Raw genomic sequence first — 11,814 nt, forward strand, 5'->3', positions numbered from 1 at the left:
ACTCACCGATGATGTCCCGCCGTTCCCGGTCAGCGCGGAAAGACCTCGAAGTTGGGAGACTTCCCGCGCGACGGCGGGACCCGGTAGTGACGCAGCGTGAAGCCCATCATCTCGCGGAACGCCGGGGCGACGACCGCGCCGCCACCGCCCTCGGGGTTCCACACGAAGACCGCCACCACGTACCGGGGTGCTTCGGCGGGGGCCATCCCGATGAACGAGCCGACCTCGCCGGGTTGCTGCTTGCCGTTGACGTAGCGCAGCCCGGTGCCGGTCTTGCCGGCGATCCGGTAGCCGGGCACCGCGGCGGCCAGGCCGGTCGCGCCGTCGACGGTGGTGACCGCCTCCAGCAGGGTACGCAGCGCGGCGGCGTTGCTCGGGCTCAGCACCGAACGGGTGACCGGGGCGGCGGCCGGGGTGCGTTTGCCGTCCGCCCCGACCACCTCCTTGATCAGGTGCGGCTGGACGTAGGTGCCGTCGTTGGCGATCGTGGCGTACGCGGCGGCCATCTGCAGCGGGGTCGCGTCGACGCTGTGCCCGATCGGCACCGAGCCGTAGGACGAGCCGCTCCACTGGTCGGCCGGGAGCAGCCGCCCGGACGCCTCGCCGGGCATCCCCTCGCCGGTGGGCTGCCCCAACCCGAACCGCTTCTGGTAGTCGATCAGCCGGTCCGGGCCGAGCCGGTCGCCGATCTCGATGGTGCCGACGTTGGACGAGTAGGCGAGCATCCCGGCCACGCTCAACTTCTTACCCTCGGCCGGGTGGGTGTCGCGGAAGGTCACCCCGCCCCGGGTGATGGTGTTGGCGACCGGCCAGGCGCTGTCGGGGGTGATGACGCCCTCCTGCAACGCCGCGCCGTAGGTGATCGCCTTGTGCACCGAACCCGGGTCGACCACGAAACTGGTGGCCGCGTCCTCCCGGTCGGTGGGCCGGCTCTGATCCGGTGACGCCGCGTTGTAGGTCGGGTTGCTCGCCTGGGCCAGCACCTCACCGGTCTTGACGTCGAGCACCACGGCCGCGCCGATCGCGCCCCGGGTCTGCGCCATCTGCCGGCTGAGGATCTGCTGCACCTGGAACTGGAGGTCCCGGTCGGTGGTGAGCACCAGCGAGCTGCCCGGCCTGGGGGCGGTGGTCTGGCTGTAGCCGCCGGGGATGGGCGCGTCCAGGTCGCCCGCGCCGGCCTCGTAGACCCACCGGCCGTCCTGCCCGCGCAGCACGTCGTCGTAGCGGGCCTCCAGCCCCTCCAGACCGTCCATGTCCGGGCTGGTGAAGCCGACCAGGTTGGCGGCCAGGTCACCGCCGGGCACCTCGCGGCGCTCGTCACGGTGGGTGCCGATGCCGGCCAGTTCGAGCGCCTCGATCTGCTTGGCCTGGGCGATGTCGACGCCCCGGGCCAGATAACGGAACTGGAGCCCGCCCTGGCGCTTCATCTTCTCGGCCAGCTCGGAGACGGGAATGCCGAGCAGCGGGGAGAGCAGCTTCGCGGTCTCCGTCCGGTCCTTGACCAGGGTGGGGTCGACGAAGACGTACCGCGCCTCGACGCTGCGGGCCAGCGGAGCGCCGTTGCGGTCCTCGATCGACCCGCGCGGGGCCGGCAGTTCGACCCGGCTGAGCCGGTTGCCGACGCCACCGCCGGCGTACGCCGGGGTGTCCACGGCCTGCAGGACGACCAGCCGGATACCGATCACGGCGAAGACCGCCAGCACGAGCGCGGTGCCCAGCCGCAGCCGGCGTCGCGGTTCGGCCAGCTTCGGCGGGCGACGCGGCTTGCGGACCGGTCGCCGGCCGGCGGGCCGGTCGGTGCGCCGGGGTGCCTCGGTCCGGCGGGGGGCACCCCGGCCGGGTGCGTCGGTGCGGCGCGGGGTGGTGCGGCCGGGGCGGCGGCGCGGCGCGGGCGGATCGGCGAACTCGTCGTCGTCGGGGGCGGCCGTGGCCGGCACGGTCCGGATGACGCCGGTGCGCCCGGTCGGGGCGGCCTCCCGGCGGCCGGCCCGGTTGGCGGCGGCCCGGCCGCCGTCGAGCACCTGGAGGGCGGGCCGGAACGGGTCGCCGGAGCGTCCGGCCCGGGGGGTACGCCGTTGCCCGCCCCGTTCGTCGCTGCTCTCCCGGATGGTCCGCCCCCGGGGGGTGTACGCCCGCGCGTCGGAGATCCCCCCGCCGTCCCCGGCGCGGGGCTGCCCGGTGCGGGCGTCCCCGGCCCGGCCCTGTCCCCGGGGCTCACCGGCCCGGGGTCCGGCGGCCGGGGGTTCGCCGGTGCGCGACTGCGGGGTCCGTGGTTCTGGTGTACGGGGCTCCGGCGGGCGTGGCTCGCCGCCCCGGGCGGTCCCACCACGAACCGATCCGCGCCGGGAGCCCGTGGCGTCCCGGCGCGGTTCGTCGGATCTGGGTGGCACGGGTGTTACCCCCCGTTGCCCTGCTGGCTGGTGATCGCCGGCTGTCCGTCGGCCGGCTGCGGCACGCCGATCAGCCGACCGTCCGGCAGCCGGATGTACGCCGGTTCGCCGGCCTCCACCAGGCCCAGCTTGCGGGCCTCGGCGGTCAGGTTGCCCGGCTCCTTGGCCTCCTCGATCTGCTTCTCCAGCTGCTGCTGGTCGACGTCGAGGCGGGCCTGCTGCTGCTGGAGCTGCTGGAGCCGGAACGCGTTCTCGTTGATCTTGGTGTTGACGGCGAGGATGCCCAGCACCCCACCGACCACCAGCACCACGATCAGTGCCGCGAACGGCGCCCGGGGCACCCGGACCGGCGGCGGCGGCGCCACCCGCAGCCGGGGTGAACCGGTGCCGGTGGTCCGGGTGGCCGGCTGCTCGGCCGGCCGCAGCGCGGCGCTGCCCTGGGTGGGGAACTCGCGCGCCCCCCGGCGAGCCTCCCCCGCTCGACCGGCGAGGTCCGCCGGCATCGTGGTACGGGTCGTGCGCTGCGCCGTGGTCCGGCCCCCCGACCGCGGTGCGCGCTGCCCGACGACCGCGTCGCGGTCGTCACGCTTGTTGACGTTCATGTCCCCTCCCCCTGTTCGTCCGTCCTGCCGTCCCCCGACGTCGCCCCGTCGTCCACTGTGGAACCCGGCGTCGACCCCGTGCCCGGTTGGTGCATCGCCCTGACCCGTCGGCGGGACCGTTCGCGGTCGGTCCGCCCCTGCTGCCCGGTGGTCGGGTCGAGTCGCTCCGCCGCCCGCAACCGCACGGATGCGGCCCGCGGGTTCGCGGTGACCTCGGCCTCCCCGGCGAGTTCGGCACCCCGGCTGAGCAGCCGGAACGTCGGACCCGACCCGGGTAGTTCCACCGGGAGGTCGACCGGGCCCTTACTGCGGACCCGGTCGGCGAGCGCCTGCTTGGTGAGCCGGTCCTCCAACGAGTGGTAGGACAGGACCACCATGCGACCGCCCACGTTGAGCGTGTCGAGGGCAGCCGGCAGCGCCGTCTCCAGCACCACCAGTTCCCTGTTTACCTCGATCCGTAAAGCCTGAAACGTTCTCTTGGCCGGGTGTCCCCCGGTTCGTCGCGCTGGTGCCGGAATGCTCTCCCTGACCAGCTCGGCCAACCGGGCCGACGAGGTGATCCGGCCCCGCTCCCGCTCCCGCAGGATCGCCGAGGCGATCCGGCCGGCGAACTTCTCCTCGCCGTAGACCCGCAACACCCGGGCCAAGTCCGGGTGGGAGTAGCTGTTGACCACCTCCTCGGCGGTCACCCCCCCGGTCTGGTCCATCCGCATGTCCAGGGGCGCGTCCTGGGCGTAGGCGAACCCGCGGTCGGGCGCGTCGAGTTGCAGTGAGGAGACGCCCAGGTCGAACAGCACCGAGTCGATGCCCGGATAGCCCAACCGCGCCACCACCTCGGGCAGCTCGTCGTAGACGGCGTGCTCCAGGTGGATCCGGTCGGCGAACCGGGCCAGCCGGACCCGGGCGTGCGCCAGGGCCTCGGTGTCCCGGTCCAGACCGATCAGCACCGTGTGCGGGTGCCGTTGCAGCACCGCCTCGGCGTGCCCGGCCAGACCCAGCGTGGCATCGACGTGGACCGTACGGCCGCCCCGGTCCAGCGCGGGGGCCAGCAGCTCGAGGCACCGCTCGAGCAGCACCGGCACGTGCGTGCCGCGCAGCTCCCCCATGTCGACCCCCACTGTGGAATAAGTCTCGTCGTGTCGCGCTCTGCTCGTCGGACGACGCCGTACCGTCGTACCGCCAGATCCCCATCCGCTCCCGCTCCGGCTCCGGGTCACCGACCCGGGGTGGAGATCGTGCCCCTGGCACCGGGGAAGGGGCGCCAGGAACTCGAAAGCGGCTGGAGATCTCGCAGTACGTCGGGCGTCGCCACGCCCTACAGACCGCCGGGCAGCACCCCCTCCTCGATGTCGGCGAAGTCGTCTTCGCTGTCGGCGAGGTAGCTCTCCCAGGCCGCCCGGTCCCAGATCTCCACCCGGGTGGACGCCCCGATCACCACCAGATCCCGGTCGAGCGCGGCATAGGACCGTAGGTGGGCCGGGATGGTGACCCGGCCCTGCTTGTCGGGGACCTCGTCGTGCGCGCTGGCGAAGAAGACCCGGCTGTAGGCCCGGGCCGCCTTGTTCGTCATCGGCTGCGCGCGCAACTGCTCGGCGATCCGCTGGAACTCGGGCGTGGGGAAGACGTAGAGACAGCGATCCTGTCCTTTGGTGATCACGACACCCCCCGCCAGTTCGTCCCGGAACTTGGCCGGAAGGATCAACCGACCCTTTTCGTCCAGGCGCGGAGTGTGGGTGCCGAGGAACATCGGCCCAACCCCCTCGCCCTGAGCGGCGTTCGCGGCGCCGCTGACCCCCTGGGCCGGTGGGCCCTCCCGGCCTCACCAATGCGCCCCACTCTACTCCACTTCCCTCCACCTGCAACCAGAATCGCCCGCCCGGCGCGTCGCCGACGGGGATAAAACCGCACGTCAGAGCCGGTGGAGCGAAGTGGAGGGCCGAGCCGCCCCCGCGCCGCGTCCGCTACCCGACATTGATCGACTCCGTCCGGTGGAGCGCTCACCGACCGGACGCCCGGCCCACCCCGACCGAACGGTTCGCCGTCGGCGGCGATCTGGCGGGCGCGGAGGTCCGGTAACCTCGCTCGCGTGACAGACGCGAAGATGCCCCTGCGGGCGAAGGTGGCCAGCTCCGTGTCGAGGACCGCCGCGGCGCTGTCGCGCGCCGCCGGCCGGGGCGACGGCTCGGTGATCGGCGGGTGGATCGGGCTGAAGATCGACCCGGACCTGCTGGCCCACCTCTCGGCCGGTCGCGCCATCGCGCTGATCTCCGGCACCAACGGCAAGACCACCACCACCCGGCTCAGCGCCGCCGCCGTCGGCGTGCTCGGCCGGGTCGCCACCAACTCCTTCGGCGCCAACATGCCCACCGGGCACACCTCGGCGCTGGCCAAGGCCGGCAGCACCCCGTACGCGGTGCTGGAGGTCGACGAGCACTACCTCGCGCAGGTGCTGGAGGCCACCGAACCGCACGTGGTGGCCCTGCTCAACCTCTCCCGCGACCAGCTCGACCGGGCCAAGGAGGTGGCCATGATGGCGCAGCTCTGGCGGGCCGCCCTGATCCGGCACACCGACGTGCGGGTGGTGGCCAACGCCGACGACCCGATGGTGGTCTGGGCGGCGACCCCGCCGGCCGACCCCGCCCGGGGCGTCCGCCCGCCGCACGTCACCTGGTTCAGCGCCGGCCAGCGCTGGCACGACGACTCCTGGGTCTGCCCGGAGTGCGGCTCCACCATCCAGCGCTCCGGCGAGCAGTGGTGGTGCACCGGCTGCCCGCTGCGCCGCCCGGACGCCCAGTGGACGGTGGAGGACGACGGTGTGCTCGACCCCACCGGGGCCTGGCACAAGGTGACCCTCCAGCTCCCCGGCAAGGTCAACCTCGGCAACGCGGCCACCGCCCTCGCCGTCGCCGCCGAGTTCGGGGTACGCCCCGTCGACGCGGTCTCCCGGCTGCACACGGTCAGCTCGGTCGCCGGCCGGTACGCCCAGGTCGACCGGGACGGCCGCAACATCCGGCTGCTGCTGGCGAAGAACCCGGCCAGCTGGCTGGAGGCGTTCGACATGGCCGACGAGGCGCCGACCCTGCTGTCCATCAACGCCCGCGACCCCGACGGGCTGGACACCTCCTGGCTGTTCGACGTCGACTTCGCCCCGCTGCGCGGCCGGCAGGTGCTCATCACCGGCGACCGGGCGTACGACCTGGCGGTCCGGCTCGACGTCAACGGGGTGCCGTTCCAGCACGTCCGGGCGTTCGGCGAGGCGGTCCGGGCGGTGCCGCCGGGCCGGCTGGAGGTCATCGCGAACTACACCGCCTTCCAGGACATCCGAGCGGAGTTGGACCGTGTCAACTGAGAGCCTGCGTATCGTCTGGATCTACCCCGACCTGCTCTCCACCTACGGCGACCGGGGCAACCTGCTGATCCTGGCCCGCCGGGCGCAGCAGCGCGGGATGCCGGTCGAGGTGCTGGAGGTCCGCTCCGACCAGCGGCTGCCCGCCACCGCCGACATCTACCTGATCGGCGGCGGCGAGGACGGCCCGCAGGCACTCGGCGCGCAGCGCCTGCTCGCCGACGGTGGCCTGCACCGGGCCGTCGCCCAGGGGTCGGTGGTCTTCGGCGTCTGCGCCGGCTACCAACTGCTCGGCACCTCCTTCTTCGCCAAGGGCACCAAGTGCGCCGGGCTGGAGCTGCTCGACCTCTCCTCCGACCGGGGTCCCACCCGGGCGGTCGGCGAGCTGGCCGGCGAGATCGACCCGAGGCTGGGGGTGCCGGCGCTGTCCGGGTTCGAGAACCACGGCGGCCGGACCCACCTCGGCCCCGGTGTGTCGCCACTGGCCCGGGTCAGCGCCGGGGTCGGCAACGACGGCGTCACCGAGGGGGCCTGGCGGGGCAGCCTGCTGGGCACCTACTCGCACGGGCCGGCACTGGCCCGTAACCCGGCCCTGGCCGACCTGCTGCTGCGCTGGGCCACCGGCGCGCACCAACTCCCCCCGCTGGACGACACCTGGGCCGACCGGCTCCGCTCCGAACGCCGCACCGCGGTGGCCTCCGCCGCCCGGACATGACCCACCGTCGGGCGGCCGCGGTCGCCGCCGCCCGGCGGTCGCTCGGTCAGCCGTCCGCCCGGCGGTTCGCCCTGCTGCTGGTCATGCTCGTCGGGTTCGCGGCGGTGCTGCTGGTGGCACCCCGGCCGGACGTCGGCGAGCTGCCCCGGCTGGCCGACACCCTCGGCGGGTACGCCCCGGTCGTCGGGATCGTCGTCGGGGCGTTGCTGCTGGTGGCGCTCGTCCCCCGGACCTTCGTCACGCTCGTGGCGGGGGCCGTCTTCGGTGCCTTGGAGGGGGCGGCGTACGCGCTCGGCGCGGCGCTGCTGGCCGCCGCGCTCGGCTTCGCCGTCGGCCGGGTGCTGGGGCGGGAGTTCGTCGCCGAACGGGTACGCGGCCGGCTGGCCCGGCTCGACGGCTGGTTCGCCCGGCAGAGCGTGCTGGGCGTGATCACCGTACGGATGCTGCCGATCGCCGGGTTCGGCCTGGTCAGCTACGGCTACGGCACCACCGGGGCGCGGGTGTTGCCGTTCCTGGTCGGCAGCGTGCTGGCCTCCGCCCCGACCGCCTTCGGCTACGCCGCCGTCGGCGCGGCGGCCAGCTCCCCCGGCAGCATCAACTGGTACGCCGCCGCCCCGGCCGGCCTCGGGCTGATCGCCAGCGCGGTGCTGGCGTACCAGTGGTGGCGGGCGGAGCGCCGACGCCGGCTCGACCCGGGCTGACCCCGACCGGCGTCGGGGACCGGCGCCGACGCCGGACGGGCCGGCCGGTGGCGTGCCGTCGCCCCGGCGGGTCAGGGGCCGCGATCCGCGTCACGGTCGTCACGGTGCGCGGGGTGGACCAGCCCGGCCTCGTAGGCGGCGATGACCAGGTGTACCCGGTCCCGTGCGCCGAGCTTGGTGAACAGCCGGGCCACGTGGGCCTTGGCGGTGGCCGCGCTGATGAACAGGTGGGCGGCGATCTCCGCGTTGGACAGTCCCCGACCGACCAGGGTCAGCACCTCGCGTTCCCGCTCGGTCACCCCGGGCAGGGGGCGCGGGTGGGCAGCCCGGTCGGGGCGGCGGGCGAATTCGGCGATCAGCCGGCGGGTCACCGCCGGAGCGATGAGGGCGTCACCGGCGGCGACCACCCGGACCGCGCCGAGGATGTCGTCCAGGGCCATGTCCTTGACCAGGAATCCGCTCGCCCCGGCACGCAGTGCGCCGTGCACGTGCGCGTCGTCGTCGAACGTGGTCAGCACCAGCACCCGGGTCGGGCCGCCGGCGGCGGTGATCGCCCGGGTGGCGGTGATGCCGTCGGTCCCGGGCATCCGCAGGTCCATCAGCACCACGTCGGGCACCACGTCCCGGGCCAGCCGGACCGCCTCCGTGCCGGTGCCGGCCTCACCGACCACCTCGATGTCGGGCGCGTCGGCGATCAGCACCCGCAGACCCGCGCGGACCAGCGGCTGGTCGTCGACGAGCAGCACCCGGATGCTCACCCCTCGGCCTCGGCGGGCACCTGGACGCCCACCCGTCCGCCGTCGGCCGGCAGGCGGACCGCAACCCGGAAGCCGCCCTCCGGGCGCGGCCCGGCGGCGAACCGGCCCCCGAGCAGAGTCGCCCGTTCCCGCATGCCGAGGATCCCGTGCCCGACGCCCGCACCGCCGGGCGGAGTGCCCCGGCCCGCGTCGACCACCTCGACACGGAGCCCGTCCGGCAGATAGTCGAGGGTGACCCGGCACTGGTCGACGCCCGCGTGCCGCACGACGTTCGTCAGGGCCTCCTGCACGATCCGGTAGGCCGCGAGGTCGACCTCCCCGGGCAGGGGTCGGGGCGGGCCCTCCCGGCGTACCGCCACCCGCACCCCCGCGTCGGCGGCCACGTCGACCAGCCGGTCCAGGTCCGCCAGACCGGGCGGCGGGTCCAGCGACGCCTCCGCCTGCTGCGGGTGACGCAGCGCGCCGACGGTACGCCGCAGCCCGGCCAGCGTGTCCCGGCTGGTCTGCTCGATGGCGGCGAGCGCAGCCCGGGCCTCCCCCGGCTGGGTCTCGATGACCCGGGCGCCGACACCCGCCTGGATGGCGATGACACCGATGCTGTGCGCCACCATGTCGTGCACTTCCCGGGCGATCCGCAGCCGCTCCGCGGTGACCGCCTCGACGGCGGCGTGCGCGCGTGACTCCTCGGCCTGCCGACCGCGGGCCCGCGCCGCGCCGCCGGCCACCACGGCGGCGACCACCAGCAGCACCGAGCTGGCGGCCCGGTCGACCGGGCCGGTGGCTGAGTTGACGAAACCCGCCGTGACCTGCAGCACGAGCACCACGGCGGCGGCGGGGACCGCGATCCGGCCCGGGAAGCGTGCCGCGACCAGCCCCACCATCGCATCGATGACGAGGAACTGCAGGTACCAGACGGCGGACAGGTAGCCGTTCTCCCAGGCGTTCGTCGCCACGGTCACCGTGCAGGCCCCGACGAGGGCCAGCCCCAACGCGAGCAGCGGACGACGTCCCAGCAGCGCGGCGGGCAGCAGCACCACCAGCGCCGGCGCGAGGTAGCGCAGCGGAATCCCCGGCACGCTCCCGTCGGGGGTGGGGACCGGCAGGAGTGGACCACCCGTGCCGACGGTCGACGCGAACAGCACCACGACCGGGAACAGGCCCACCCCGGCCCAGATGAGGACCGTCCGCACCCGGTGGGCGACAGGGTACGGACGGGCGGCGACGGCACGCATGGGCACACCGTAGCCAGCGGGCGGCCGGGTGGTCATCAGCCGGCGGGCGTACGCCCCCGGGCCCGTCCCACAGTGCCCGAAGTGGCCGGCGGTACGACGCCCGCTCGGCCACCGTCCGGCAACGTCGAAGCCGTGATCGAGATACGTGACCTCACCAAGCGGTACGGCCGGACCACGGCCGTCGACCGGCTCACCCTCACCGTCCGACCCGGACACGTGACCGGATTCCTCGGGCCCAACGGCGCCGGCAAGTCCACCACCCTCCGGTTGCTGCTCGGCCTGCACCGCCCGACCAGCGGCAGTGCCCTGGTGGACGGGCAGCCGTTCGCCGCGCGTCGGCGCGGGTTACGGCACGTCGGCGCGCTGCTCGACGCGGGCGACGTGCACGGCGGGCGGAGTGCCCGGTCGCACCTGCGGGCGCTCGCCGCCAGCAACGCCATCGGCCGGTCGCGGGTCGACGAGGTGCTGGGCGAGGTGGGCCTGAGCGGCGTCGCCGGACGCCGGATCGGTGGCTTCTCGCTCGGCATGAAGCAACGACTCGGTATCGCCGCCGCGCTGCTCGGCGATCCGCCGACGCTGCTGTTCGACGAGCCGTTCAACGGGCTCGACCCGGCAGGGGTGCGGTGGGTGCGCGAACTGTTCCGGCGGCTCGCCGCCGAGGGCCGGACCGTCCTCGTCTCCAGCCATCTGATGAGCGAGATGGAACAGACCGCCCAGCACCTGGTGGTGATCGGCCGGGGCGAGTTGATCGCCGACGAGAGCCTGGCCGAGTTCGCCGCCCGCAGCGTCCGGGCGCAGGTCGTGGTCCGTACGCCGGACCCGACGGCGCTGACCGTCGCGGTGCGCGAGGCGGGCGCGGACGTCGGGACGGCCCCGGACGGGGCGCTCACGGTGACCGGCCTGAGCCCGACGGCGCTCGGCGACCTGGCCTTCAGCCGGGGCATCCCGGTGCACGAGTTGATCACCCGGTCCACCTCGTTGGAGGAAGCGTTCATGAACCTCACCGCCGACCGCGTCGACTACCGGGCGGGAGAACACCGGTGACCGCCCCGACCGAGGCCACCCGGGGCGCCGGGCGCCGGGCCGTCGAGCCCGCCGCCCGCTTCCGTGACCTGCTCGCCGCCGAGTGGCTCAAGCTGTTCTCGCTGCGGTCCACCTACGGGTCGCTGGCGCTGATCGCGGTGTCGGCCGTGCTGTTCAGCGTGCGGGCGGCGCTGGCCGACCACCACAACTGGCCGGGCTACTCGGCGGAGCGGCAGGCCGCGTTCGACCCGATCCACGACGCCTTCCCCGAGGAGGGTTGGCTGTTCGTCATCCTCGCCGCCGGGGCGGTCGGCGCGGTGGCGATCGCCGGTGAGTACGCCAGCGGCCAGATCCGTACGACGTTCGCCGCCGTACCGGCCCGATCCGCCGTGGCCGCCGCCAAGGTGCTGGTGTTGGCGACGGTCATGCTGGCCGTCGGGGTGCTGACCGCAGCTGTGTCGTTCGGGCTGTCGCAGGCCATCCTCGCCGACCGGGGGGCCGGCGCGTCGCTCGGCGACCCCGGGGCGTTGCGGGCGGTCGTCGCCTCGGCGCTGCTGCTGCCGGTCTGCGCGCTCATCGGCCTGGGCTTCGGCGCGCTGCTGCGGCACACCGCCCCGGCGATCGTCGCGACCACGGGACTGCTGCTGCTGTTGCCGCTGGCCTTCGACCTGGAGAACCGGTGGACGGCCGCGCTCCACAACGCCCTGCCGGTGCCGGCCTGGGAGCGGCTCGTCGCGAACCCGTACATCCAGTTCAACGAGCATCTCGCCACGATCCCGGGTTCCTGGGTGGCCCTCGCCGTCTGGCCGGTCGTCGCCACCCTGGTGGCCGCGCTGGTCGTGCACCGCCGCGAACCCTGACCCGCCCCACGGTCCGCAGCGGCACGCCGGGCGGGCCGGCGGGAAGGGCCCCTCGCGCCGCATGAAGCGTCGACGAGGGGCACTTCCCGACAGGACGCTCCTATGGCGTGTCAAGTGGGTGGGGTGGGTTTTCGAGGCGTCGGTAGAGGTCTCGGGCGATGTAGCGCTTGAGGCAGCGTTTGATCTC

General features: G+C 74.4%; 11 protein-coding genes. 5 read left to right on the top strand and 6 right to left on the bottom strand.

Annotation, left to right across the window (positions count from 1 at the left end):
- Positions 1 to 29: 29 nt before the first annotated feature.
- From AB0C22_RS23530 to mraZ, 4 genes are all read right to left on the bottom strand, one after another.
- Complete coding sequence (locus AB0C22_RS23530; RefSeq protein WP_357536977.1) at positions 30 to 2,390, bottom strand: penicillin-binding transpeptidase domain-containing protein; 2,361 nt, start codon at positions 2,388 to 2,390, stop codon at positions 30 to 32.
- Positions 2,391 to 2,395: 5 nt separating this feature from the next.
- Positions 2,396 to 2,992 carry a hypothetical protein gene (locus tag AB0C22_RS23535; RefSeq protein WP_219463939.1) on the bottom strand — a complete coding sequence of 199 codons (597 nt, stop codon included), beginning with the start codon at positions 2,990 to 2,992 and terminating at the stop codon, positions 2,396 to 2,398.
- On the bottom strand, positions 2,989 to 4,098 hold the full coding sequence (gene rsmH, locus AB0C22_RS23540) for a 16S rRNA (cytosine(1402)-N(4))-methyltransferase RsmH (RefSeq protein ID WP_219470227.1): 1,110 nt from the start codon (positions 4,096 to 4,098) through the stop codon (positions 2,989 to 2,991). Before rsmH ends, AB0C22_RS23535 begins: the two co-directional genes overlap by 4 nt.
- A 209-nt stretch (positions 4,099 to 4,307) precedes the next feature.
- Positions 4,308 to 4,739, bottom strand: a complete 432-nt coding sequence (gene mraZ / locus AB0C22_RS23545; protein WP_208569736.1) for a division/cell wall cluster transcriptional repressor MraZ — start codon at positions 4,737 to 4,739, stop codon at positions 4,308 to 4,310.
- Between the two features lie 354 nt (positions 4,740 to 5,093).
- On the opposite strand from mraZ, the gene AB0C22_RS23550 reads away from it, so the two are divergent.
- Genes AB0C22_RS23550 through AB0C22_RS23560 form a run of 3 tightly spaced genes read left to right on the top strand, consistent with a single transcriptional unit; the run spans position 5,094 to position 7,754 of the window.
- Positions 5,094 to 6,341 (top strand): MurT ligase domain-containing protein, encoded by a 1,248-nt coding sequence (locus tag AB0C22_RS23550; protein WP_208569768.1) that lies wholly within the window; start codon positions 5,094 to 5,096, stop codon positions 6,339 to 6,341.
- On the top strand, positions 6,331 to 7,053 hold the full coding sequence (locus AB0C22_RS23555; protein WP_219463941.1) for a glutamine amidotransferase: 723 nt from the start codon (positions 6,331 to 6,333) through the stop codon (positions 7,051 to 7,053). The genes AB0C22_RS23550 and AB0C22_RS23555 overlap by 11 nt, the downstream gene beginning before the upstream one ends.
- The gene (locus AB0C22_RS23560; protein ID WP_219463943.1) at positions 7,050 to 7,754 is read left to right on the top strand and encodes a VTT domain-containing protein; all 705 of its coding nucleotides are present in this window, start codon (positions 7,050 to 7,052) and stop codon (positions 7,752 to 7,754) included. The genes AB0C22_RS23555 and AB0C22_RS23560 overlap by 4 nt, the downstream gene beginning before the upstream one ends.
- A gap of 71 nt (positions 7,755 to 7,825) precedes the next feature.
- Here AB0C22_RS23560 and AB0C22_RS23565 read toward each other — a convergent pair whose 3' ends face one another.
- Positions 7,826 to 8,512, bottom strand: coding sequence for a response regulator transcription factor (locus AB0C22_RS23565; protein WP_219463945.1), 687 nt, complete (start codon positions 8,510 to 8,512; stop codon positions 7,826 to 7,828).
- Positions 8,509 to 9,744, bottom strand: coding sequence for a sensor histidine kinase (locus AB0C22_RS23570; protein ID WP_329012290.1), 1,236 nt, complete (start codon positions 9,742 to 9,744; stop codon positions 8,509 to 8,511). The genes AB0C22_RS23565 and AB0C22_RS23570 overlap by 4 nt, the downstream gene beginning before the upstream one ends.
- A 132-nt stretch (positions 9,745 to 9,876) precedes the next feature.
- On the opposite strand from AB0C22_RS23570, the gene AB0C22_RS23575 reads away from it, so the two are divergent.
- Positions 9,877 to 10,788 carry an ATP-binding cassette domain-containing protein gene (locus AB0C22_RS23575; RefSeq protein WP_219463955.1) on the top strand — a complete coding sequence of 304 codons (912 nt, stop codon included), beginning with the start codon at positions 9,877 to 9,879 and terminating at the stop codon, positions 10,786 to 10,788.
- Positions 10,785 to 11,627, top strand: a complete 843-nt coding sequence (locus tag AB0C22_RS23580; protein WP_329012294.1) for a hypothetical protein — start codon at positions 10,785 to 10,787, stop codon at positions 11,625 to 11,627. Before AB0C22_RS23575 ends, AB0C22_RS23580 begins: the two co-directional genes overlap by 4 nt.
- Positions 11,628 to 11,814: the final 187 nt, after the last annotated feature.

This window comes from Micromonospora sp. NPDC048894, from assembly GCF_040649765.1.
In the GTDB taxonomy this organism is placed as follows: domain Bacteria; phylum Actinomycetota; class Actinomycetes; order Mycobacteriales; family Micromonosporaceae; genus Micromonospora; species Micromonospora antibiotica.